Annotated in this window: 24 protein-coding genes; 19 read left to right on the plus strand and 5 right to left on the minus strand. The window is 34.2% G+C overall.

The features are described from left to right. The first annotated feature begins 52 nt into the window (after nucleotides 1–52). The 11 genes from ptrA to GQ596_RS08210 all read left to right on the plus strand — a co-directional run bounded on the left by ptrA (nucleotide 53) and on the right by GQ596_RS08210 (nucleotide 13,526). Entirely contained in the window at nucleotides 53–2,941 is a 2,889-nt protein-coding gene (ptrA, locus tag GQ596_RS08160) for a pitrilysin (RefSeq protein WP_160401185.1), read from the plus strand. A 114-nt stretch (nucleotides 2,942–3,055) separates the two neighbouring features. Further along, nucleotides 3,056–3,928: a helix-turn-helix transcriptional regulator gene (locus tag GQ596_RS08165; RefSeq protein WP_160401186.1), complete on the plus strand. Its 873-nt coding sequence runs from the start codon at nucleotides 3,056–3,058 to the stop codon at nucleotides 3,926–3,928. 26 nt (nucleotides 3,929–3,954) lie between these two features. Then, entirely contained in the window at nucleotides 3,955–5,235 is a 1,281-nt protein-coding gene (gene aroA / locus GQ596_RS08170; protein WP_370516491.1) for a 3-phosphoshikimate 1-carboxyvinyltransferase, read from the plus strand. 4 nt (nucleotides 5,236–5,239) lie between these two features. Further along, nucleotides 5,240–5,920, plus strand: a complete 681-nt coding sequence (gene cmk, locus GQ596_RS08175; protein ID WP_160401188.1) for a (d)CMP kinase — start codon at nucleotides 5,240–5,242, stop codon at nucleotides 5,918–5,920. A 116-nt stretch (nucleotides 5,921–6,036) separates the two neighbouring features. Beyond that, nucleotides 6,037–7,719 carry a 30S ribosomal protein S1 gene (gene rpsA, locus GQ596_RS08180; RefSeq protein ID WP_160401189.1) on the plus strand — a complete coding sequence of 561 codons (1,683 nt, stop codon included), beginning with the start codon at nucleotides 6,037–6,039 and terminating at the stop codon, nucleotides 7,717–7,719. A 98-nt stretch (nucleotides 7,720–7,817) separates the two neighbouring features. Continuing rightward, nucleotides 7,818–8,108, plus strand: coding sequence for an integration host factor subunit beta (ihfB, locus tag GQ596_RS08185; protein ID WP_160401190.1), 291 nt, complete (start codon nucleotides 7,818–7,820; stop codon nucleotides 8,106–8,108). Nucleotides 8,109–8,440: 332 nt separating this feature from the next. Beyond that, entirely contained in the window at nucleotides 8,441–10,750 is a 2,310-nt protein-coding gene (locus tag GQ596_RS08190; protein WP_160401191.1) for a DNA internalization-related competence protein ComEC/Rec2, read from the plus strand. Between the two features lie 100 nt (nucleotides 10,751–10,850). Next, complete coding sequence (lpxK, locus tag GQ596_RS08195) at nucleotides 10,851–11,858, plus strand: tetraacyldisaccharide 4'-kinase (protein WP_160401192.1); 1,008 nt, start codon at nucleotides 10,851–10,853, stop codon at nucleotides 11,856–11,858. A gap of 3 nt (nucleotides 11,859–11,861) precedes the next feature. Continuing rightward, nucleotides 11,862–12,047: a Trm112 family protein gene (locus GQ596_RS08200; RefSeq protein WP_160401193.1), complete on the plus strand. Its 186-nt coding sequence runs from the start codon at nucleotides 11,862–11,864 to the stop codon at nucleotides 12,045–12,047. An 18-nt stretch (nucleotides 12,048–12,065) separates the two neighbouring features. Beyond that, nucleotides 12,066–12,830, plus strand: a complete 765-nt coding sequence (gene kdsB / locus GQ596_RS08205; RefSeq protein ID WP_160401194.1) for a 3-deoxy-manno-octulosonate cytidylyltransferase — start codon at nucleotides 12,066–12,068, stop codon at nucleotides 12,828–12,830. Nucleotides 12,831–12,833: 3 nt separating this feature from the next. Next, entirely contained in the window at nucleotides 12,834–13,526 is a 693-nt protein-coding gene (locus tag GQ596_RS08210; RefSeq protein WP_160401195.1) for a DUF2461 domain-containing protein, read from the plus strand. A gap of 22 nt (nucleotides 13,527–13,548) precedes the next feature. Here GQ596_RS08210 and GQ596_RS08215 read toward each other — a convergent pair whose 3' ends face one another. Together GQ596_RS08215 and GQ596_RS08220 are read right to left on the minus strand one after the other, a co-directional pair. Next, the gene (locus GQ596_RS08215; protein ID WP_160401196.1) at nucleotides 13,549–14,211 is read right to left on the minus strand and encodes a MarC family NAAT transporter; all 663 of its coding nucleotides are present in this window, start codon (nucleotides 14,209–14,211) and stop codon (nucleotides 13,549–13,551) included. A 112-nt stretch (nucleotides 14,212–14,323) separates the two neighbouring features. Beyond that, nucleotides 14,324–14,842 carry a single-stranded DNA-binding protein gene (locus tag GQ596_RS08220; RefSeq protein WP_160401197.1) on the minus strand — a complete coding sequence of 173 codons (519 nt, stop codon included), beginning with the start codon at nucleotides 14,840–14,842 and terminating at the stop codon, nucleotides 14,324–14,326. Between the two features lie 216 nt (nucleotides 14,843–15,058). Between GQ596_RS08220 and corA the strand changes: the two genes are divergently transcribed. The 4 genes from corA to GQ596_RS08240 all read left to right on the plus strand — a co-directional run bounded on the left by corA (nucleotide 15,059) and on the right by GQ596_RS08240 (nucleotide 17,845). Further along, on the plus strand, nucleotides 15,059–16,000 hold the full coding sequence (corA, locus tag GQ596_RS08225) for a magnesium/cobalt transporter CorA (protein WP_091122078.1): 942 nt from the start codon (nucleotides 15,059–15,061) through the stop codon (nucleotides 15,998–16,000). A 192-nt stretch (nucleotides 16,001–16,192) separates the two neighbouring features. Then, nucleotides 16,193–17,152 carry a glucokinase gene (locus GQ596_RS08230; protein WP_160401198.1) on the plus strand — a complete coding sequence of 320 codons (960 nt, stop codon included), beginning with the start codon at nucleotides 16,193–16,195 and terminating at the stop codon, nucleotides 17,150–17,152. Between the two features lie 25 nt (nucleotides 17,153–17,177). Beyond that, on the plus strand, nucleotides 17,178–17,426 hold the full coding sequence (locus GQ596_RS08235) for a YcgL domain-containing protein (RefSeq protein WP_160401199.1): 249 nt from the start codon (nucleotides 17,178–17,180) through the stop codon (nucleotides 17,424–17,426). Next, a complete protein-coding gene (locus GQ596_RS08240) occupies nucleotides 17,423–17,845 on the plus strand; it encodes a YcgN family cysteine cluster protein (RefSeq protein ID WP_160401200.1) in 423 nt (140 codons plus the stop codon). Before GQ596_RS08235 ends, GQ596_RS08240 begins: the two co-directional genes overlap by 4 nt. A gap of 274 nt (nucleotides 17,846–18,119) precedes the next feature. On the opposite strand, the gene GQ596_RS08245 is transcribed toward GQ596_RS08240, so the two are convergent. Beyond that, nucleotides 18,120–18,677 (minus strand): YggT family protein, encoded by a 558-nt coding sequence (locus tag GQ596_RS08245; protein ID WP_160401201.1) that lies wholly within the window; start codon nucleotides 18,675–18,677, stop codon nucleotides 18,120–18,122. A 36-nt stretch (nucleotides 18,678–18,713) separates the two neighbouring features. Continuing rightward, nucleotides 18,714–19,415, minus strand: a complete 702-nt coding sequence (locus GQ596_RS08250) for a YggS family pyridoxal phosphate-dependent enzyme (protein WP_160401202.1) — start codon at nucleotides 19,413–19,415, stop codon at nucleotides 18,714–18,716. A gap of 37 nt (nucleotides 19,416–19,452) precedes the next feature. On the opposite strand from GQ596_RS08250, the gene GQ596_RS08255 reads away from it, so the two are divergent. The 4 genes from GQ596_RS08255 to GQ596_RS08270 all read left to right on the plus strand — a co-directional run bounded on the left by GQ596_RS08255 (nucleotide 19,453) and on the right by GQ596_RS08270 (nucleotide 22,287). After that, a complete protein-coding gene (locus GQ596_RS08255; protein WP_160401203.1) occupies nucleotides 19,453–20,394 on the plus strand; it encodes a type IV pilus twitching motility protein PilT in 942 nt (313 codons plus the stop codon). A 117-nt stretch (nucleotides 20,395–20,511) separates the two neighbouring features. Then, a complete protein-coding gene (proC, locus tag GQ596_RS08260; protein WP_160401204.1) occupies nucleotides 20,512–21,321 on the plus strand; it encodes a pyrroline-5-carboxylate reductase in 810 nt (269 codons plus the stop codon). Nucleotides 21,322–21,620: 299 nt separating this feature from the next. Beyond that, nucleotides 21,621–21,830: a cold shock domain-containing protein gene (locus tag GQ596_RS08265; RefSeq protein WP_160401205.1), complete on the plus strand. Its 210-nt coding sequence runs from the start codon at nucleotides 21,621–21,623 to the stop codon at nucleotides 21,828–21,830. A 175-nt stretch (nucleotides 21,831–22,005) separates the two neighbouring features. Further along, complete coding sequence (locus tag GQ596_RS08270) at nucleotides 22,006–22,287, plus strand: DUF5339 domain-containing protein (protein ID WP_160401206.1); 282 nt, start codon at nucleotides 22,006–22,008, stop codon at nucleotides 22,285–22,287. Between the two features lie 16 nt (nucleotides 22,288–22,303). Here the strand turns inward: GQ596_RS08270 and GQ596_RS08275 are convergent, their stop codons facing one another. Then, a complete protein-coding gene (locus GQ596_RS08275) occupies nucleotides 22,304–22,786 on the minus strand; it encodes a thermonuclease family protein (protein WP_202113774.1) in 483 nt (160 codons plus the stop codon). Nucleotides 22,787–22,940 lie beyond the last annotated feature (154 nt).

Genomic DNA, 22,940 nt, shown 5'->3' on the forward strand with positions numbered 1-22,940 from the left:
TGGTAAAATCATTTTTGTATTTTTTTAAAACTGAGGTGAGCTAGCTGATATTATGGTTTATAAAAACAAAAAATTAGTTAATTTTATTTTTAGTGGAATTATTGGGTTACTGCTTATCACTTCTTCGTCTTTTGCCATCGAAAATAAGCTCACAAAGCCAGTTTTGATAGAAAAGGTGCAACAAAGCGAACGTGATAAGCGTCAATATGAAGTGATTGAGCTAGCAAATAAAATGCGAGTGTTACTTGTATCTGATCCTAAAGCCGTAAAATCACTGGCATCATTAGCATTACCTGTTGGTTCGTTGCAAGACCCAAAAGATCAGCAAGGGTTGGCTCATTATACTGAACATATGGTGTTAATGGGGTCAAAGAATTATCCCGAACCTGCTAGCTTTTCTCAGTTTTTAAGTCGTCATGCTGGTAGTTATAACGCAAGTACTGCCTCGCATCGAACTGCGTTTTATTTTGAGGTCGAAAATAGCGCTTTTGATAAAGCGCTTGATCATTTAGCCGATGCTATTAGCGAGCCAAATTTGGATCCTAAATTTGCCGATAAAGAACGTAATGCTGTTAATGCTGAAATGACAATGGCTAGATCGAATGATGGATTTCGTATTGGGCAAGTTGATTCGGAAACAATTAATCAAAGTCACCCTGCATCTCAATTTTCAGGCGGTAATTTAGAAACATTAAGTGATAAAGAAAATAGTAAATTGCAAGATGCTTTAGTGAATTTTCATAAAGATTACTATTCAGCCAATATTATGGTTGGCGTGATGTATAGCAATCAATCGATCAATAAATTGGCAAAACTAGCCGAAAATAGTTTTGGTAAAATCCCTAATAAAAATATTAATGCCCCAATAGTTGATAAGCCTGCTATAACGCCAAATGTGCTAAATAAACAGATTTCTATGGTACCTGCACAACCCAAAAAACTATTGTTTTTACAGTTTCCGATTGAAAATAATCTGGCTAAATTTGCCGATAAAACCGATGAGTATATCACTTATTTAATCAGTAACAGTAGCCATAATACGCTATCTGATCAGTTACAAAAGCAAGGTTTGATTGAAGGAATTAGTTCGTCTATCAATCCCATCCGTTATGGTAATAGTGGTATATTTAGTATTAATGTAAGTTTAACCGACGATGGACTTGCTCAAAAAGATAAAGTCATTGGCGCTATTTTTAATTATTTACAGTTAATTCAAAAGCAAGGAATTTCTGATGCTTATTATGAAGAGCTAAAAAAAGTTTTAGCGTTAGAATTTAAGTATCAAGATGTTGAGCGTGATATGTCTTATGTCGAATGGTTATCTGATCAGATGTTGTTATATCCAGTTCAAAATATACTAAATTCTGATTTTATTGCCACTAATTTTGATAAAACTGCGATCGCTTCACGTTTAAAAAGTTTGACTGCCAATAATGCTAGAATTTGGGTGATTTCGCCAAATCAAACGACTAATAAGACGGCTTATTTTGTTGATGCACCTTACAAAATTGATAATATTACTAGTGAGCAAAAAGCAAATTGGTTGGCTCTAGGTAAAAATTTCACATTTAGTTTACCTGAATTAAATCCTTATATTCCAGATAATTTCAAGATTTTAAAACAAAATCGTAATCAAGTTAAAACAGCTAAATTTAACAAACGTGGTAACCATTTCCATTTTTGCAGCCAATATTTTTATAATGAACCTAAAGCGGCGATTGTGGTTTCGTTACGGAATAACGAGGCTTTTAGTGATGCTAAAGCAGAGGTCGCTTTTAATTTACTTGATTACATTGCAAGTCGTAATTTAGAACAATTACGATTTCAGGCAGGCGTTGCGGGTATTTCGTTATCAACTGATAATGATAATGGTTTAATGATTTCAGCTAGCGGCTTTAGTCAGCATTTACCAAAAATGGTTACGGCCATACTTGATAGCTATCGTAATGCTACCATTGATGAGCAAAGTTTAGCATTAGCTAAATCTTGGTATTTGCAAGAATTGGATAAATCTGAGCATGCTAAAAGTTATTGGTTGGCGGTTAATCCTGTTAATGAATTGTCAAATTTGCCGTATTTTGAACGGGATGAAAGACGTCAAATCACAGCAACAATGACTATTAATGACGTGTTAACTTATCGCGATCATTTATTAACCCACTCAGTACCTTATATGCTTAGCTTGGGTAATTTGTCTAACGAGGATTCTTTAGATCTTTATCATTCCATTCAAAAAACACTAGTGCGTGATGTTGAATTTACTCCTGTTGATAATATTCAGATTAAAAAATCATTGGAGGCCAAAATGACTCAACACGCGAAAAGCACTGATAATGCTTTGATGATGAGCTATATTCCAACCGGTTATGATCGAATTAGCAGTCGTATGCTAAGTTATACGCTGTCTAAAATCATATCACCATGGTTTTTTGATCAATTGCGTACTAACGAGCAACTCGGCTACGCTGTATTTGCAGGCCCTGTTACAGTTGGAGATTCAGTTGGAATGAGTTTTATCATTCAAAGCAACCAATACGATCCAGTTTATTTATTTAAGCGTTACCAAGAATTTTATCCTGTTATATTAAGTAAGCTTAAAGCATTATCTAAAGAAGATATTGAGCAATATAAAAAAGCGGTACTTGATGAATTGAAAATGCCTCCGCAAACATTGGATGAAGAGTTTAGTCGCTATATGGCAGATTACCGTAATTCGCGTTTTGCGTTTGATTCACAGCACAAAAAAATTGAACAATTGAAAAAAATCACTCAACAAGATTTAGTTGATTTTTATAACCGTTCAGTTATGGATAAAAAAGGTTTTGTATTTGCATCGCAAGTTCTTGGTAAGCGTGAAGATAATGCTAAACAACCAGAGGCAATTTCTGAGTTTACTGAATTTGAAAATGTATCGGCATTGCAAAATGAGTTATTAAAATAGGTGTTATTTAAGTTGTTGATGAAAATATAGGCTATACCTGAAACATTTTGCCAAAAATTGGCATTGCTATCACCTTGTGATACACTGCCAAAATCTTAATAATTTGAGTGTATTATGATTACAGGATCGATTGATTATTGTGCTATAGGCCAGCGTTTACGTGCATATCGAATTGCCGCTTCGTTGAAAGCTGAGGATGTTGCAGAAAGTCTTAAAATCTCAAGAGCTGCAGTATATCGGTTAGAAAAAGGTGAAATTGTTAAAATCGAAACTTTAGAACGACTGGCATCTTTACTTGGCACCTCTTTTGCGAGTTTGCTCGGTATTGATACTGAATATTATTCGAGTGGTGAAGGTTTTTTTGAACGTATGCGCCAGTTAGAAGAACAATCAACCCATATCTATTCTCACTTCGATCCCTTTTCATTTTTATTAACTTCCCCTGATTACTTAACTCATTTATCTATGATGTTAAATGAGTCAAACCAGTCAATTGAATCTCAGAAATACTCAGTGATTTTGTCGATTTTAAAAGAACGTAAAAAGCAGTTTTATCAATCTATTCCTAAAGTAATTAATTTGATTAGCTTGCGTAATATTGAACGGTTTTTGCATATTGGCTTAGTGGGTAATTTGACTATTTCACCCGGTAAGAAGTCCGAAAGAATGCTACTTGCTCGTAACGAAATTTATCATTTAATTGAGCTAATAGAACAACAGACTTTTGCTTCAACTATTGCAATTACACAAGAAGCTATTCCATCGATTACATTTCAAATTTTTTACCAAAACGATGACCCTATTTCGTTGGCGATGAGTCCATTCCGTTTAGGTGAATTGCCGAATGTGACAACAGGTATTGCTTCTATTACTTCATCGCAAGATGCTATTAAACGTTATCGTCATCTTTTTGATAAGTTATGGCAAAATAGCGCTAAAGATTATCACGCTATTGATTTGCTAAAAGCAACATTAGATAAATTTTAAATATTTATGAAATCTTAACGAGAGACATTATGTTATCCTTGACGTTACAACCAATAAAATCATTTAGTGGCACTATTAATTTGCCAGGTTCTAAAAGCGTGTCTAATCGTGCTTTATTGTTATCAGCTCTAAGTAAAGGCAATACACGTTTAACTAATTTACTGGATAGCGATGATGTGCGTTATATGCTTGATGCTCTTGCTGCATTAGGTGTGAAGTACCAGCTATCACATGATCGCACTATTTGTGATATTCAGGGTGTAGGGGGGATGTTGCAATCTGACCATGCATTAGAGCTATTTTTAGGTAATGCCGGTACAGCAATGCGTCCACTGACGGCAGCTTTATGTCTTGGTCATAATAATATTGTGCTAACTGGCGAGCCACGCATGAAAGAGCGCCCAATTGGTCATTTAGTCGATGCGTTGCGTCAAGGTGGAGCTAAAATTGATTATCTTGAAAATGAAGGCTACCCACCGTTACATCTTTATGGTGGCTTTGCAGGTGGTAAAATCCAAGTTGATGGTTCGGTATCAAGCCAATTTTTAACCGCACTATTAATGGCTGCACCGTTAGCAAAACAAGACACTGAAATTACTATTATTGGTGATCTTGTTTCTAAGCCTTATATCGATATTACAATCAAAATGATGGCAATGTTTGGTGTGACTATAGTTAATAATAATTATCAATCATTTGTTATCAAGGCAAATCAATATTATCAATCTCCTGGTGATTATTTGGTTGAGGGTGATGCGTCATCTGCGTCTTATTTTTTAGCTGCTGCTGCTATTAAAGGTGGTACAGTCCGTGTTACGGGAATTGGTAAAAAAAGTTTGCAAGGCGATACGCAGTTTGCTCATGTGCTTGAAAAAATGGGCGCTAAAATTACTTGGGCAGATGATTATATTGAATGTTCACGTGGTGAATTGTATGGTATTGATATGGATATGAACCATATCCCCGATGCTGCAATGACTATTGCTACGACAGCGTTGTTTGCTAAAGGTCCTACTACGATTCGTAATATTTATAATTGGCGAGTAAAAGAAACTGATCGCTTATATGCGATGGCAACTGAATTAAGAAAAGTTGGTGCAACAGTTGATGAAGGTCACGATTATATTACCATTGTGCCACCCAATAAATTAATTCATGCTGAAATTGAAACTTATAATGATCATCGTATTGCTATGTGTTTTTCATTAGTGGCGCTTTCAGATACGCCTGTGACAATATTAGATCCTAAATGCACAATGAAAACTTTCCCTGATTATTTTGAACAATTTAAACAATTAAGTGAATAATAAAATGAATAAAATAGTTCCCGTTGTTGCTGTTGATGGGCCAAGTGGTGTTGGTAAGGGTACGTTATGTCAGGCATTAGCCAATCATTTTAAATGGCATCTTTTAGATTCAGGTGCTATTTATCGCGTACTGGCATTATCCGCTCTTGAAAAAAATATTTCATTGGATGATGAAAACCAGTTAGCGAATTTAGCATTAAATTTACCTTTGACTTTTAACTGTGATGATATTGAAGTTAAAGTTTTATTAAGCGGTATTGATGTAACTAAACGTATCCGCACCGAAGAAACTGGTGGCGCTGCTTCAAAAGTAGCAGCACTCAATAAAGTTAGAGTTGCATTACTACAGCGTCAACGTGATTTTAGACAAGCGCCGGGACTTATTGCAGATGGTCGAGATATGGGCAGTGTGGTGTTTAGCGATGCGCCTGTTAAAATTTTTCTTGATGCAAGTGTACAATCTCGTGCCGAAAGACGAATGAAACAGTTGCAACATAAGCAAAATCATGTTAAATTCGCCGAAATTTTGCAGGAGATAACAGAGCGTGATGAGCGTGATCGTAATCGGGCTGTTGCACCACTTAAACCTGCTGTTGATGCGTTAATAATTGATACTACATCGCTTTCTATTCAAGATGTCTTTGAACAATCTATTGCGTATATAAACAAAAAAATTGCGTTGTAAGTTAGTTTACAACGTGAGTAAACCAAGCTCCATCACAAGGATGAGTGGAGTATCGTAAATAACCCCCACAAGACATGATGTAATGTGGACGTTAAATTAATTTTAAGTATATAAATATGACTGAATCTTTTGCTCAACTCTTTGAAGAGTCTTTAAATCAACTAGACACTCGTTCTGGTAATATGATCCGTGGTACTGTCGTTGCAATCGACAAAGATGTTGTTTTAGTTGATGCTGGTTTAAAATCTGAATCCGCAATTCCAGTAGAGCAGTTTAAAAATGCCCAAGGTGAACTAGAAGTTCAAGTTGGCGATATTGTTGATGTTGTGCTTGACTCAATTGAAGATGGCTTTGGCGAAACAATTTTATCTCGCGAAAAAGCTAAACGTCATGAAGCATGGATAATACTAGAAAAAGCAGTTGAAGATGCTGCAACAGTTTTAGGTGTTATCAATGGTAAAGTTAAAGGTGGCTTTACGGTTGATCTTAATGGCGTTCGTGCGTTCCTTCCTGGTTCGCTTGTTGATGTTCGTCCATTACGCGATACTTCTCATATCGAAAACAGAGAAATCGAATTAAAAGTAATTAAATTAGATCAAAAACGTAACAACGTTGTTGTATCACGTCGTGCGGTTATTGAATCTGAAAATAGTGCAGAAAGAGAACAACTTCTTGAAAATCTACAAGAAGGTTCAGAAGTTAAAGGTATTATTAAAAATCTTACTGATTACGGTGCGTTCGTTGATCTTGGTGGGGTTGATGGTTTACTTCACATCACAGATATGGCTTGGAAACGTGTTAAACATCCAAGCGAAGTGGTTGAGGTGGGGCAAGAATTACTTGTTAAAGTACTTAAGTTTGATAAAGACCGTTCACGTGTATCTCTTGGCTTAAAACAATTAGGCGAAGATCCATGGGTTTCAATTGCGAAACGTTACCCTGAAGGTACTAAAGTAACTGGTAAAGTAACTAACTTAACTGACTACGGTTGTTTTGTTGAAATCGAAACTGGTGTTGAAGGTTTAGTTCACGTTTCTGAAATGGATTGGACAAACAAAAATATCCACCCATCTAAAGTAGTTAGTTTAGGTGATGAAGTTGAAGTTATTGTTCTTGAAATTGATGAAGAACGTCGTCGTATTTCTCTTGGTCTTAAACAATGTAAACCAAACCCATGGTTACAATTTGCTGAATCACACAATAAAGGTGATAAAGTTAGCGGTAAGATTAAGTCAATCACAGATTTCGGTATCTTTATTGGTTTAGATGGCGGTATTGATGGTTTAGTTCATCTTTCAGATATTTCTTGGAATATGCCTGGCGAAGAAGCGGTTAAAGCTTATAAGAAAGGTGACGATATTGAAGCTGTTGTGTTGCAAGTTGATGCAGAACGTGAACGTATCTCTTTAGGTGTTAAACAACTAGAAAATGATCCATTTAGTAGCTTTGCGTCTAACTACAAAAAAGGCACTATCGTTAAAGGTACTGTAACAACTGTTGACGCTAAAGGTGCAACTATCGAAATCGCTGAAGGTATTGAAGGCTACTTAAAAGCTCAAGATATTGCTCGTGAGCGTATTGAAGATGCAACAACAGCATTAAAAGTTGGTGATGAAGTTGAAGCTAAGATTGTGAATATCGATCGTAAAACTCGCGCAATTTCATTATCAGTACGTGCAAAAGATGAAGCTGACGAAAAAGAAGCTCTTGCTGCTGTAAATAATACTGCAACTCAAGAAGATGTGTCATTTACTAATGCAATGGCTGAAGCATTCAAAGCCGCATCAAAAACTGAGTAAAAAATATTTATGTAAAGAGTAAAGAGGGCTTGCCCTCTTTTTCTTTTGTGGTATAAAATGAACAAGTTACATACCGCATAAATAAATTAGGAGTGATCATGAATAGATCAGATTTAGTAGAACGAATTGTTAACTGGCGAACACATCTTCCTGTTCAACTGGTTGATGATTCAGTTAGAGATATCATCGAACAGATCGCTTTAGCTATGGAAAGTAACGATCGTGTAGAAATTCGAGGCTTTGGTAGTTTTAGTTTAAACTACCGTGCTCCACGTAAAGCTAGAAACCCAAGAACTGGTGGTAATGTTGAAGTTAAACATAAATATATCCCTCATTTCAAACCGGGTAAAGAGTTACGTGAAAGAGTAAATAAGGCAGTAAATGCATAGTCTTTAAATTCTATATTTAGCAAAAGGCCATTGGGTAAAATCAATGGCTTTTTATTTTTAATAATTTAATTTTGTATTTAGCCATTTTTCAGTAGTTTAGTTACTCCAATCAATTAATAATTTATCAATTTAACATCCTCAAATATTTTCTAGTGTGATCTCCGTACTTTCTTATTTTTCCAAAATTTAAAATGCTATGAATAGTTTTAATAAATTTTTTCTAGATTAATAATAAAATTGGAAGCTAGATCTAAAATTTCAAACACAATTCTTTTTTTACGATATCAAGTGATAAGCTGATTATTTATATAAAATAAATATGACAACTTTTAATGCGACAATCTTATTCTCTTGATTTATTAGCTACCATGTTTTCATTGGGTTGCTTACCAATACTGTTTTTACCACATTTATTGTCTGATCTTCAGTGGTATTTTATTGCTATTATTTTGCTTGTTTTGGTATTGTTTGTTCTGGTTAAATTTTGCTGGTATTTATCTATTATTATCGTATTTGGCTTAGGTTTTTTATGGTCTGTTGCTTATTCTAAGCAATATTTAACCAATATTTCACCTTATATTGATAAAACGTTAGTTGTTAAAGCAAAAGTTGTAGACATTAATACCCGTCAAAAAACAACTGCAATATCTCCTTATTATTTGTCATTTTCTATTTTTTCTATTTCAGGTTTTACACTTTCTAATAATATTCCCATTTCGGTTTATTGGGATAATCCTATAGCACCAAAATCAGGGCAAACTTGGCAATTAACATTAAAGACAAAAGTTATGCATAGCTATCTTAATGAGGGGGGATTTGATAGCCAGCGCTTTTCAATAGCAAACCGAAGTTTATTATCAGCAAAATTAGTTGATGCAAAATTATTAGACGATAAATCTAATTTAAAACAATTAATTGTTGATTTGGCACTTCCTTACATCGATTTATTTGATTATCGAGACATCTTGCTTGCTCTTACTTTTGGTGATCGTTCTCAGCTAGATGAATCTCATCGTATGGTAATGATGCAAACCGGGATTGCTCATTTAATGGCAATATCGGGTATGCATATTTTAGTCGTTTTTGGTCTTAGTCGTCTTTTGGTTAAGATTGTTCTGTTTTTTATTCCAAAGCGTTTCATCCATTTTTTTGTGCCTATTGTAATAGGTTGGTTATCTGCATTTTTTTACGCTTGGTTGACAGGATTAAATCCCCCCACTTTGCGAGCTATATTGGCCTTATCTATCTGGATTTATTTGTGTTATAAAAAAAATCAAATTAGTGCATGGCAAAAGGTTAACCGAATTATTGCATTACTATTGTTATTTGATCCATTGATGATTTTGTCTGAAAGTTTTTGGTTATCTTGTTATGCCGTAATTAGCTTAATTTTTTTATTTGAATGGTTACCAATACCTCAAGAAATAAAATATAAAAAGCGTTGGTATATGGTTAGATTATTACATTTGCAATTGGGTTTAACTATGTTATTGCTTCCTATTCAATGTTTTGTTTTTCAGGGAGTTAGTGGCGTTTCTATTTTAACGAATTTAATTGCAATTCCTATTATTTCGTTATGTACTTTTCCTGCTGTTTTATTTGCGTTGATATTTAGCCTTATGGACTGTTTTTATATCGCATTATGGTGTTGGTCAATTGCTGATAAATCATTAGAGTGGTTATTTTTTAGTTTAAATTGGTTCAATTTTCTATGGCTTAAAATTCCTGCAAATTTTTATTTGTTAAGTTTTGTTGGTTGGCTTACTGTCATTATCATACGCACAGGATCTTGGCGCCGTTTTAGCGTTACTTTAGCTGTTATTTTTATGTTATTAATTACGCCTATTTTTAAACAGCCACATTATCGCTGGCGGTTAGATATGCTAGATGTTGGCCATGGATTGGCGATTGTTATTCATGATGGAAAGTCAGCAATTTTGTATGATACTGGTGCAAAATGGGAAAAAAGTTCAGCGGTAGAAAGAATCATCATTCCTTTTTTACAATGGCATAATTTGAATGTACAAGGCATTATTATTAGCCATCAACACAATGATCATGTTGGTGGTTTGGATATGTTACAATATGTTTATCCTAAAGCATGGTTAATGAGCTCTTCTTCTAGTTTTAATAATGACTATCAATGCTTAGCTGGCAATCATTTTATTTGGAACGAACTAACGTTTAGTGTGTTATGGCCTAATAAATTAGTTGATTATGCTCAAAATGAAGACTCTTGTGTAGTGCAAATTAGTGATGGGCGGTTTTCTGTATTATTAACGGGTGATTTAGAGCGTAATCAAGAGTATCAATTAGTGACTAAATACAAAAACCAGCTAACTTCGACTATTTTACAAGCGCCACATCATGGTAGTAATACTTCATCAAGTTATCCATTTTTAAATCATGTTAAACCAGTAAAGTTATTAGTTTCTACTTCTCGGTATAATCCTTGGAAACTACCTTCCTCTAAAGTAATAAGGAAGTATCAAGATTTACAACTAGATAGCTATGTTACGGCTAAAACAGGGCAAATAAGTCTATTTTTTGATAAACAAACTTGGCAGCTAAAAACTATGCGAGGTGAAATTAAACCTAGATGGTATCATGATTGGTTTGGTAGTTTTCCAATTTATGAGTAAAATAAGCTACCTTTGGTTATAAGTTGCTATTTTTATAATTGTGATATCAACATTAAGATATACGCAATTTTACTAAATTTAATCGAGTGATGTTAAAGTTATGATTGAAAAACTATGGTATGGTAAAAATCGTTTATTTTGGTTACTCATACCATTTTCTTTATTATATGGTTTGATTGCTTTTGTTCGTCGCTCTTTATATCAAGTTGGAATTTTAAAAGCTTGGCGTTCACCCGTGCCTATCATTATTATTGGCAATTTATCTGTTGGTGGTAATGGTAAAACACCATTAGTTGTTGGTTTAATTGAATCACTAAAACAAAAAGGGTTACAAGTTGGCGTTGTTTCTCGTGGCTATGGCGGTAATGCTGACAGTTATCCTCTTATTTTAGATAAAACAACAACAACCGAACAAGCCGGTGATGAGCCTGTGCTGATTTATCAACGTACTAATGTGCCTGTTGCGGTATCTCCGCATCGTTCTGAAGCTGTTCAAGCGCTATTAAAGCGATATCAATTAGATGTTATTTTGACTGATGATGGTTTGCAACATTATGCATTATCGCGTGATATTGAGGTGGTAGTTGTTGATGGAAAACGTTTATTTGGTAATGGATGGTGGATGCCAGCGGGGCCAATGCGAGAGCGAGAAAGTCGATTAAAATCGGTTGATTTGATTATTATAAATGGTGATAGTGTAAATGACCTAGCTCAACAGTACCCGAATAAAGCCTATACCATGCAATTAGCACCGCGATACGCAGTAAATTTGCTTACTCAAGAAAGAAAACCATTATCTTCATTACAAAGTATTTGCGCTATTGCAGGCATTAGTAATCCCAACCGTTTTTTTGATATGTTGATTAAAATGCAAACGAATGTGATTAAAACCGTTCCTTTTGCTGATCATCAAAAATTTACGTTGTCATTGTTAAACGATATTGCAAATTGTGACCAAACTCTTTTAATGACTGAAAAAGATGCGGTTAAGTGCAGACAATTTGCTCAACCAAATTGGTGGTATCTTCCTGTTGATGCGGTAATACCCGCGCAAGCAATTGAGCAGATCTGTTCTTTATTAGATAAAATAAATTCCCAAAGAGAATAAAATATGAAAGAAATCCTTTTGAGTGCACTTGCTTGTCCAAAATGCCATGGGCAACTACAGTACGATGCCAGCAATCAGCAACTAATTTGTTCAGCTGATAACTTAGTTTATACAGTAAAAGATAATATTCCTGTTTTGCTTGAATGTGAAGCAAAGCCACTTAATAAACCAGTATCTATTCCAGAATAAAAAGATAGGATATTAGTTATGAATTTTTCGGTTATTATTCCTGCTAGATATGGTTCAAGCCGTTTACCAGCTAAGCCACTAGCGGACATTCATGGAAAACCTATGATTGTGCGTGTAATGGAGCAAGCTCAAAAATCCTTAGCCAATCGAGTGATCATTGCAACCGATCATCAGCAAGTTTTTGATGTGGTCAAAACGCATGGCGGAGAAGTCATTCTTACAAGTGATAAGCATAATTCAGGCACTGAAAGGTTGGCAGAAGTTATTAATGCTTATCAATTTGCAGATGATGAAATTATTGTCAATGTACAGGGCGATGAACCCTTAATTCCACCTGTTATTATTAACCAAGTGGCTGAAAATTTAGTGCAATATAAAACAGGAATGGCAACGTTGGCCGTACCAATTGACTCTGTTGAAGAGGCATTTAATACTGGTGCGGTTAAGGTTGTGACTGATAAAGATGGTTATGCGCTTTATTTTTCTCGTGCTACGATTCCTTGGGAACGAGATCGATTTGCAAAATCGACCAATCTATTAAAACAGTCCTGCATTGGTGATTTTTATCTTCGTCATATTGGTATTTATGCCTATCGTGCTGGTTTTATTCGTCAGTATATTAATTGGGCACCATCTTTACTTGAGCAAATTGAAATGCTTGAACAACTTAGAGTGCTTTGGTATGGCGAAAGGATCCATGTTGCCGTGGCAAAACAATTTCCAGCGATTGGTGTTGATACTTTGGAAGATTTAGAAAAAGTCAGAGCGTTATTCAAGGAGTAAGCAATGGCAAACTTTACTGGATTTACGCAAGAGGGACTTAATTTCTTACAAGATGCTTGGATAAATAACAGCAAACCATGGTTTGAAGAACATCGTGCTATTTATGATAACGATTTAGTTAAACCATTTAGGCTTTTAGTTGAACAATTAGCACCAGAAATGCTTAAAATTGACGAGTGGTTTGAAACTCGCCCCGCTATTGGTAAAACGATTTCACGTATACATCGAGATACCCGTTTTTCAAATGATAAATCACTTTATCGTAGCCGATTATGGTTGACATTTAAAAGACCTAATAGAGATTGGAAAGAAGCACCTGCTTATTTTTTTGAAATTAGCCCAAGCAGCTATCAATATGGACTTGGCTATTATTGTTCATCAAAACAAACGATGGATATTTTTCGAGATGAAATTCTTAACGATACTAAGAAGTTTTTATCCATGACACGTTGTGTCAAAAAACCATTTGAACTTGTTGGAGAAAGTTATAAACGTCCTTTAATCAAAGAGCAGGATGAAAAAATTGCAACATGGTATAACAGAAAAAATCTTGCAGTTATGGTCACAAGTAATCATATTGAAGATGTGTTAAATAGTGACTTACCCCAAAAATTAGTTAAAGGGTTTAAACAGTTAGTTCCGCTTTATGATTATTTAATGCGAGTAGAAATGATAAAAAACATACCAACTCTTTAGCTTTTTTAAATTAGTTTTAATATTAAATATTAGGAAAATTCAATATAAGCTCTTTAATACCATTAATTATAAACTGTGTTCCAACGCAAACTAATAAAAATCCCATAATTCTTGAAGTGGCTTCAATGCCACTTTTTCCCATAAAACGCATTATACTGCCTGCACTGCGCATACAAAACCAAAGAATAATACATAATAATAAAGGCACTAAAATGGAAGCGGTATATACAACCCAATTTGAAACATCGTAACCGCCACTTTTTACTGTTGATGACATACTAATTATCATTGCTATGGTTCCTGGTCCTGCAGTACTTGGCATAGCGAGTGGTACAAAAGCAATATTATTTGAAATTTCTTTCTTTTTGGCATCGGCTTCAAGGGTTTTATGTGATGGCTGTTGTGGAAACAACATTCTAAAACCAATAATCCCCACAATCATACCACCAGCGATGCGTAATCCGGGGATTGATATGCCAAATGTACTCATTACTAATTGTCCGCAATAAAATGACACAACCATAATCATGAAAACGTAAATGCAGGTTAACTTTGACTGGTAATTACGCTCTTCATTGGTCATATCACCAGATAGACCCAATAAAAGTACTACAGTGGTTAAAGGATTCGTTAGGGGGATAAACAAAATTAAACCAAAGCCGACAGTTTGTATAAGTTCCAACATAAATTTATTTAATTCTATTAAAAATTACAGCTAAGTATAATTGAAATAAACAGAAAATGATATATTGGGCGTAAGTTAACGCCCAATATTGGGTAAGAGATAATAGGTAAATTTAGAATGGAATATCGTCATCAAAATCCATAGGCGGTTCTGGTGTTGCTGCAGGTTGTGCTGGTGCATTTTGTGTTGTAGAACGGGATTGAGCCGCTGGTGCAGATGATGTGTTATTGGCACTTTGTCCCCAATTTTGTGAACTGTCGCCCATGTTTTCACCATTATTGCGTCCGCCTAAAATCTGTAAAGTACCACCAATAGGGTTAATTACAACTTCTGTTGTGTAACGATCTTGTCCTGACTGATCTTGCCATTTTCGAGTTTGTAATTGTCCTTCAAGATAAACTTGTGAACCTTTTTTTAGGTATTCGCCCGCAATTTCAGCTAATTTACCAAATATAACAACGCGATGCCATTCAGTACGATCACGGTTTTCACCAGTTTGTTTATCCTTCCATGTTTCTGACGTTGCAATACTAATATTGGCAACGGCGTTACCATTAGACATGTAACGAACTTCGGGATCTTGACCTAAGTTACCAACTAAAATGACTTTATTTATTCCTCGATTGGCCATTATTGACTCCTAAAAATTGCATAAATATTTAAGTTGCGTATTGTAACATGAGACTACAGTAATATCAGCGAATTTAATTCAATTATGGAATTTTGCTCTCTTTTTATAAAGATATAGAAAGATTGGTGTGGACATAGGAATTTGTTGCTATAACGAGTATAATACCAAGCATTTGTTAATGTAATGTTCTAAAAAATTCCCTCAATAGGAGGCCTTATGATTAATGCGTTTGGATTAAAAAACAAACAATTAGTAAAAATTAATGAAGGCGATATCAATAATGCGACCTGGATTGATTTAATTGAACCAGAAGAAGCCGATCGTGATTTTGTTTTAACACATTTAGGACAAAACTTAGCAACCAGTATTGAGCTAGATGATATCGAAGCATCAGCGCGTTTTTTTGAAGATAATGAAGGTTTACATGTCCACTCATTCTTTTTTTACGAAGATGCTGAAGATCGAGCTGGTAACTCGACAGTGGCTTTCACTGTGCATAATGGACGTTTGTTTACATTGCGTGAACGCGATTTACCTGCATTCCGTTTATATCGAATGCGTTCACGTTATCAAACTATGGGTGATGGAAATCCTTACGAAGTATTACTTGATTTATTTGAAGTTAAAGTTGAACAGTTAGCCGATCAAATTGAAAATATTTATAGTGAACTTGAAGAGTTGAGCTTAATTATTATGGATCGCTCAGCTCAAGAACATTATGATGAAGCCATTACTTCGTTAGCTGAACTTGAAGATACTGCTTGGAAAGTGCGTCTTTGTTTAATGGATAGCCAGCGTGCGGTCAATTATTTAGTTCGTCGAGCTAAAATGCCTGTGGATCAGCTAGAACAAGCTCGTGAGGTGATTCGAGATATTGAATCGCTTGTGCCACATAATGAATCATTATTTCAAAAAGTGAACTTTTTAATGCAGGCTGCAACCAGTTTTATTAATATTGAACAAAGTCGAATTATTAAAATTTTCTCGGTGGTTTCGGTTGTGTTTTTACCACCAACAGTGGTGGCATCAGCTTACGGTATGAACTTTGAATTTATGCCTGAATTAAAATGGGAATATGGTTACCCATTTTCATTACTATTGATGTTATTAGCGGGTGTTGCACCTTATATTTATTTTAAGCTTAAGAAGTGGCTATAGATTACTCTATCTTATTATCTTTATCCGTTAATACTTTGTGAATTAATGGAGATCATCTTTGTGGTTATCATTTTAGGTAATTGAGTGAGTTTTATGTCAGTATTTAAGGGCATTAGCAGTTATACTTTCTTCAATTGATAGTTAATGCTTGTCATTTAAATAAAAAAATTGATTTATCATAAAGGAAATAACATGAGTCAATATGCTCTAGTTACCGATATCGGTGGAACCAATGCCAGATTTGCACTTTATAACTTAGCAACTAATGAATTATCATCAATTACTAAAGTGCTTATTGCAAAAGATGATGTGTTATTAACATTAGTTAAAAACTATTTAGCATCCCAATCGGTAATCGTTAAAATGGCATGTATTGCTATTGCTTGCCCGATCGATGATAGTGATGTGATAAAAATGACAAATAACAATTTGTCATTTTCACGTTCAGAGCTTGTTAAAGAATTAAATTTGACTAAGCTTGAAGTGATTAATGATTTTACAGCAGTATCAATGTCAATTGCTAAATTACCAAAACAAGATCTTGTAAAAATTGGTGGTGACGAACCTAATTTAAATTACCCCATTGCGATTTATGGTGCTGGAACAGGGCTTGGTGTGTCACATTTGATTAAAGTCAATGAACATTGGATTACGTTATCAGGAGAGGGCGGACATACTGAATTGCCAATGACAAGCGATGATGAAGATCGTATTTTAGCCGAACTACGAAAAAAATTTGGGCGTGTCTCTACAGAGCGGTTTTTATCGGGTAATGGGATTGTTAATATTTATCAAGCCTTACAACATATTAACAATGAACCAATAGAAGAAATTACACCCGATATTATTGTCAAAAAAGCATTATCAAAAAGCTGTCCACTTTGCTTACAAACATTAACCTATTTTTGTACTTTTATGGGGCGTTTTGGTGGTAATTTAGCATTAACACTTAATACACAAGGCGGTGTTTATATTGCTGGTGGGATTGTACCACGTTTTATTGAATTTTTTAAAACATCACCATTTAGACAGGCTTTTGAACATAAAGGTCGTATGTCATATTTAGTCAAGAAAATCCCTGTTTATGTGATAACACATGATGACCCTGGTCTATTTGGCGCTGGTGTTTATTTACAAAATTGTCTTACATAATATTGATGAGTGAAGGTTTTATTTTATGATGTGGTGTTATATTTATCGAAGTACCAAAAAAGAAAATTGTTATTTATATATGGAAAATGAAAATGATTTTTCAGCTATTCCTGAAAAAATAATGTCTATTTTTGGTTCGCCGGTATTTGTGATGAAAGTGCTTCTTGATGGCAAAAGACGTTTTGTTGTGGGGACTTCGGATGAAATTGAAAAAAAAATCAAAACAGATGGATTTTTTTTACAAATGTTAAAAGAAGATGATTTTAAAGTATGATTGAGCCATTTTGGGAGCATAAAACGTTAGAACAGATGAGCGACGATGAATGGGAACAACTTTGCGATGGTTGCGGTCAGTGTTGCTTAAATAAATTGATGGATGAAGATACTGACGAAATATTATATACCAATGTCGCTTGCAATTTGCTTGATTCTAATACTTGTCAATGTAAACACTATTATAATCGCTTCGATTATGAACCTGATTGTATCAAGTTAACTCGTGATAACCTTCTCACTATTGAATGGTTACCATTAACTTGTACTTATCGTTATTTTTCTGAAACGGGGCAATTACCTGATTGGCATCCGCTTATTACGGGCAATAAGAAACTTATGCACAAGCTAAAAATTTCGGTTAAAAATCGCATTGTTTATGAAAAAGATGTAATTTGTTGGGAAGATCATATTATCTAAAAAAGCTATGGCATTATCAGCTTGTTTATCCGCCTTGATATCATTTAATTTAACTAGCATATTGATGATATGATCTTGTTTTGAAAAATTAAATAAAATCAATACCTTTTCTGACGGTTTTTATTCGTAATAAAATCACTTTTTAGTGGGCGATTTTCAAACTTAGCAAGGTTTGTTGTTATTTGTCTATTGTGCGATTAGATCAAAAAAGCCCGCTAAAAAGCGCGCTTTTTGTTAACAAGCTAAGGTTGCTATTGCTCCCTGTTATTTGGATTTAAAGTACAAGCCATAAATATCCTACAATATCAATAGCAAACATATTTAAAAACATCAAAATAAATACAAAAATCATAAATGAAATATCGATCATGCCAATAGGTGGTACGATGCGTCGAATTGGTGCTATAAGTGGTTCTGTTAGCTGGGCAAGCAATTCATCAGCATTCGATTGCCCTCGGCTTACCCAACTTAAAATTGCTCTAAATAGTAATAACCAAAATAATAAATGCCCAAATGCGTGAGCGATAGCCGCAATAGCATATAAAAGATATCCAACAGGCCAGTTTAAATTATTGATGATTCCATAATAGCCAATAAACGTAATTTTTATGAAAGCAAAAAAGTATAAAAGAACCCATGTAGCTGTATCTATATGTTTTATAGAGGGAATAACTTTGCGGAGTGGTGCAATAATTGGTTGGGTTATTCGAACAATAAATTGGGTAAATGGATTATAGAAATTGACCCGTACACGTTGCATCCATAAACGTAGAATTAAAACGTATAAGCATACCGTTAAAAGGGTTTTTCCTAAAAAATAAAGCGATGCCATTTAAGACTCCTTAAAATAAACTATCTAGGCAATATATCACAAATACTGTCTTGCTCCAAAAATTGCCGTGCCAATGCGAACCATTGTGCTACCAGCAATAATCGCTGCTTGCATGTCGTTACTCATGCCCATAGATAATGTGTCCATAAATGGATAATCGGCTTGTAAAGAATGTAGTAGTTCCTGCATTTTAATAAAGACATGTAATTGTTTGTCAAAATCATTTTCAATTTCAGGAATGGCCATTAAACCACGCAAATTCAAATTGGGTAGTGTAAGGATTTGCTTAGCCAAATCTGCTACTTCGTTAGGTAAAATCCCTGATTTACTTGCTTCTTGGCTAATATTGACCTGAATTAATACATTTAATTTAGCCATTGATGTAGGGCGCTGGTCATTTAAGCGTTTAGCAATTTTAAAACGATCAATGGTATGCATCCAATCGAAGTGTTCGGCGACTAATTTACTTTTGTTCGATTGTAATGGACCAATAAAATGCCATGTTAATGGCGTGTTGGGATGGGTTTGTTTAAAGTGCAGGATCTTTTCAACACCTTCTTGAACATAGTTTTCACCAAAAGAAAGTTGACCGGCATCTATTGCTTGTTTGATTAAGGTCACGGGTTTTGTTTTACTGACCGCAATAAGTTCGATTGTATTGGGATCTCTTTCGCATTTTTCGGTTATTTTTTGAATTGTGCTTCTGATAGTAAGTAAATTGTCACGTACTGTATTCATGTTAATTCCCAATTAATAAACCAATAGGTCAAATGTAATGTTAAATTCAATGTTGTCGCTTAGTGTAACGCAAAAAGCGTCCGATTTGCACCTTTCAAGTGGTGAAGTTGCACGCATTCGCATTAATGGACAATTACAGTGTTTATCAAATGAAAAGTTATCACCTTTAGCGTTAGAAACTGAATTATTAACGTTACTCAATCAATCACAAAAAATACAATTACAACAGGAAAAACAAATTGATTTAGCCTATCAATCTCCTGAAATAGGGCGTTTTAGAGTCAATATTTTTTATCAACAACGTGGTATTTCGGCTGTGTTTCGAATCATTAAAAATGATATTCCAGATCTGGCTGAAATAGGTGCTCCTGAGGTTTTCAAAAAGCTAATAATGCATGAAAGCGGTATTATTTTAGTGACAGGCGCCACAGGAAGTGGTAAATCAACGACACTTGCATCATTAATTGAGTACATTAATTTGACTCAATCTAAACACATTATTACTTTAGAAGATCCTATTGAATTTATTTATCACAATCAATATTCACTAATTCAACAAAGGGAACTTACAACTTTTGATCATGCACTTGATAGCCTTTTAAGGCAAGATCCTGACATAATCTTGCTTGGAGAGTTACGTAATAAAAAAGCTATTCAAACCGCATTAACAGTAGCTGAAACAGGACATTTAGTTTTTGCTACTTTGCATACAAATTCTGCTATTCAGACTATTAATCGTATTATTGATGTATTTGAAGAGAGTTCACGAGATTTTATTCGTACTCAATTATCTCATAGTTTAAAGGCAATAATAAGTCAGAAACTAGTCAACACCGAAAATGGACGTAAAGCTTTATTTGAAGTACTTATTAACACTCCTGCTGTAAGTAATTTAATCAATGAAGGCAAAATTAAGCAGATTTTATCCCTTATGCAGACAGGACAGCAATATGGAATGCAAGTGATGCCAGAAAATTAACATAATTTATTATTTTTATAGAACTTGATGTTGAGTTTTTTTAATACAAAATTTTGAGATTTCTATTTAAAATCATTTATAATCTTTTAAATAGTCTTTCTTAAAAGAGGGTAATAAATGGAACAACGAATTGGTTTTATCGGTTTAGGCAATATGGGTAATGCGATATTACAAGGTATTTTAGCAAGTAATATCGTATCTGGAACACAAATGTATGTTTATGACCCTCATCCTGATAAAGGTCAAGTTCTTAATCAAAATTATTCTATTTATAATCTTGATTCTGCAAGAGATGTTGCTCGTGAGTCGGATATTGTTTTTGTTGCCGTTAAACCTAATGTGATTGTGGATGTACTTAGTGATATTCAAAAAGAATTAAAAAAGAACACTATCGTTATTTCAATTGCAGCAGGTGTTACTATTAAAACAATTGCAAAATGTGTTGGTTATGAGCAAAAAATTGTTCGTGTTATGCCAAATACCCCCGCGCTTGTTAATGCAGCTATGTGTTCAATTACACCGAATACTGAAGTTACCGATGAGGAATTGTCTGTCGTTCAACAGTTATTAAATTGTATTGGTGAAACAGAAGTTGTGCCTGAGTATTTAATTGATGCTGTTATTGGTGCTAGTGGATCTTCTCCAGCTTTTGTTTTTATGTTTATTGAAGCACTTGCTGATGGTGCAGTAAAAGGGGGATTATCCAGAAAACAAGCTTATAAGTTTGCTGCACAAGCTGTTTTGGGATCGGCAAAACTATTATTAGAAACAGGTAAGCACCCAGGCGAGTTAAAAGATATGGTCTGTTCTCCTGCAGGTACAACTATTGAAGGCGTTCATGCGCTAGAAGAAAATGGATTTAGAGCAGCTGTGATTGATGCAGTTGAAGCTACGATAAAAAAATCGAAACAAATGGCAGAAAGCTAATATAAGTTTATAATGTTATCCCATTGAATAAACAAACTATAATTTTTTTATGCTCGTTTCTTAAATAAATCTTTCAAAAGATTGCTTGCATTAGTGATCTTTTTATGCGTAAATAGTCATAAGCATATGACATGCGGATTTATTTTATAACATTTAGATATATGTAGTTTGTAGTTTACTCGTCTTTGGAATTAGTTTTCTTTAGTATCTTCTTCTTAGTGTTAATAAGTAATCTAGGTTTTATGTTTTTGAATATAGCCCTTAGTGGCTGAGATTAATTTATTTATAGGAAGATTATTATGTCTAAGAAAACTGGTCAAGTTAAATGGTTCAACGAAAGTAAAGGTTTTGGTTTTATTTCTCCTGCTGATGGTAGCAAAGATGTATTTGTACACTTTTCTGCAATTTCAGGCGATGGTTTTAAAACCTTAGGTGAAGGTCAACAAGTAGAATTTTCTATTCAAGATAGTCCACGTGGTCCCGCGGCTGCTGATGTTACCGTTATCTAAAATTTAGACTTTATTTTTTGATTAATACCCTATCAGTAAGTAGTTACTGGTAGGGTATTTTTGTATATAGACTTGCCACTTTAAATTTTTTATTATACTTTGGCTATTTTTAGCATTAATTATCATTTTTTATGATATTTCTAATAAATTTATGATGTAAGGAAAGAAAAGTAAAATGAAAAAATTATTATTATCTGTTGTGTTACTAAGTTTCTCTACCATTTCTATGGCGGAGGATTTATCTGAATCATGTAAAACCTATTTTGATAAAGTTGATAGTTTAGTTAAAGCTATTCCTGAAGGTTCTCTAACGAAGCAACAATCTGATATGATTAAACAAAACTTAGAAATGGGAAAACAACAAATTTCCTCAATGCCCGAAGACAAACAAGAGTCAGCTTGTAAACAAGGTATGGGTTTGCTTAAACAACTTGAAGCTTCAATTCCTAAAAAATAAGTACTTCTGAACGTGATTATTGTTTATTGTGACGATAATCCCATGGGGCTATTGGATGTTTATCCTTCCATAGTCCTTTTTTGTTTTGTTTAGCAATTTCTTCTAGTTTTACCATTGCTTTGTTGTTAGCTGTGTTGTGATAACGATAGGCCCAAGCATAACCATCTTCGACCATTTTGGCATTGATATTGACTTTATTTAAGAAAATAGTACCTAAGGCTCTTTTATAGATATCTTTTTTATTTTCTTTAACGAACACGTTTTTCCCTGCAATGAGTAAGGCTAAGTGTTTTCGCGATGCATTGCCATAAGCTTGACTGCGTTCAGGTGCATCGACATCAAGTAAACGAACGCGGATTTTTTGTTTTGTGAAGGTTAGAATATCGACGGTATCGCCGTCAATGACTTTGACAACTTTACCGCTGAAATCAGCGTAAGCTAATGTGTTTGATAAACAAAATAAAATAATACAAACAAATAGATGTTTTATGTGATTCATTATTAATTAAGGAAAAAATGAAATTTGTAGCATTATACATTGGTTATTGAAACTCAGTAAGCTGCGATGTTTTTTTAATTGACAATTAATGAGTTATTTCACAATTGTTCATGTTTTGAATATGATAAAAAAATCCATGATATGCAGCTTCACT

Origin of the sequence: Gilliamella sp. Pra-s60, from assembly GCF_009795755.1 — a bacterium.
Lineage (GTDB): Bacteria > Pseudomonadota > Gammaproteobacteria > Enterobacterales > Orbaceae > Gilliamella.

Bases quoted from the DNA above. Each gene is read 5' to 3' on its own strand.
- ptrA (WP_160401185.1), top strand. From the start codon at position 53: ATGGTTTATAAAAACAAAAAATTAGTTAATTTTATTTTTAGTGGAATT.
- GQ596_RS08165 (WP_160401186.1), top strand. From the start codon at position 3,056: ATGATTACAGGATCGATTGATTATTGTGCTATAGGCCAGCGTTTACGT.
- cmk (WP_160401188.1), top strand. From the start codon at position 5,240: ATGAATAAAATAGTTCCCGTTGTTGCTGTTGATGGGCCAAGTGGTGTT.
- rpsA (WP_160401189.1), top strand. From the start codon at position 6,037: ATGACTGAATCTTTTGCTCAACTCTTTGAAGAGTCTTTAAATCAACTA.
- ihfB (WP_160401190.1), top strand. From the start codon at position 7,818: ATGAATAGATCAGATTTAGTAGAACGAATTGTTAACTGGCGAACACAT.
- GQ596_RS08190 (WP_160401191.1), top strand. From the start codon at position 8,441: ATGCGACAATCTTATTCTCTTGATTTATTAGCTACCATGTTTTCATTG.
- lpxK (WP_160401192.1), top strand. From the start codon at position 10,851: ATGATTGAAAAACTATGGTATGGTAAAAATCGTTTATTTTGGTTACTC.
- GQ596_RS08200 (WP_160401193.1), top strand. From the start codon at position 11,862: ATGAAAGAAATCCTTTTGAGTGCACTTGCTTGTCCAAAATGCCATGGG.
- kdsB (WP_160401194.1), top strand. From the start codon at position 12,066: ATGAATTTTTCGGTTATTATTCCTGCTAGATATGGTTCAAGCCGTTTA.
- GQ596_RS08210 (WP_160401195.1), top strand. From the start codon at position 12,834: ATGGCAAACTTTACTGGATTTACGCAAGAGGGACTTAATTTCTTACAA.
- GQ596_RS08215 (WP_160401196.1), bottom strand. From the start codon at position 14,211: ATGTTGGAACTTATACAAACTGTCGGCTTTGGTTTAATTTTGTTTATC.
- GQ596_RS08220 (WP_160401197.1), bottom strand. From the start codon at position 14,842: ATGGCCAATCGAGGAATAAATAAAGTCATTTTAGTTGGTAACTTAGGT.
- corA (WP_091122078.1), top strand. From the start codon at position 15,059: ATGATTAATGCGTTTGGATTAAAAAACAAACAATTAGTAAAAATTAAT.
- GQ596_RS08230 (WP_160401198.1), top strand. From the start codon at position 16,193: ATGAGTCAATATGCTCTAGTTACCGATATCGGTGGAACCAATGCCAGA.
- GQ596_RS08235 (WP_160401199.1), top strand. From the start codon at position 17,178: ATGATGTGGTGTTATATTTATCGAAGTACCAAAAAAGAAAATTGTTAT.
- GQ596_RS08240 (WP_160401200.1), top strand. From the start codon at position 17,423: ATGATTGAGCCATTTTGGGAGCATAAAACGTTAGAACAGATGAGCGAC.
- GQ596_RS08245 (WP_160401201.1), bottom strand. From the start codon at position 18,677: ATGGCATCGCTTTATTTTTTAGGAAAAACCCTTTTAACGGTATGCTTA.
- GQ596_RS08250 (WP_160401202.1), bottom strand. From the start codon at position 19,415: ATGAATACAGTACGTGACAATTTACTTACTATCAGAAGCACAATTCAA.
- GQ596_RS08255 (WP_160401203.1), top strand. From the start codon at position 19,453: ATGTTAAATTCAATGTTGTCGCTTAGTGTAACGCAAAAAGCGTCCGAT.
- proC (WP_160401204.1), top strand. From the start codon at position 20,512: ATGGAACAACGAATTGGTTTTATCGGTTTAGGCAATATGGGTAATGCG.
- GQ596_RS08265 (WP_160401205.1), top strand. From the start codon at position 21,621: ATGTCTAAGAAAACTGGTCAAGTTAAATGGTTCAACGAAAGTAAAGGT.
- GQ596_RS08270 (WP_160401206.1), top strand. From the start codon at position 22,006: ATGAAAAAATTATTATTATCTGTTGTGTTACTAAGTTTCTCTACCATT.
- GQ596_RS08275 (WP_202113774.1), bottom strand. From the start codon at position 22,786: ATGAATCACATAAAACATCTATTTGTTTGTATTATTTTATTTTGTTTA.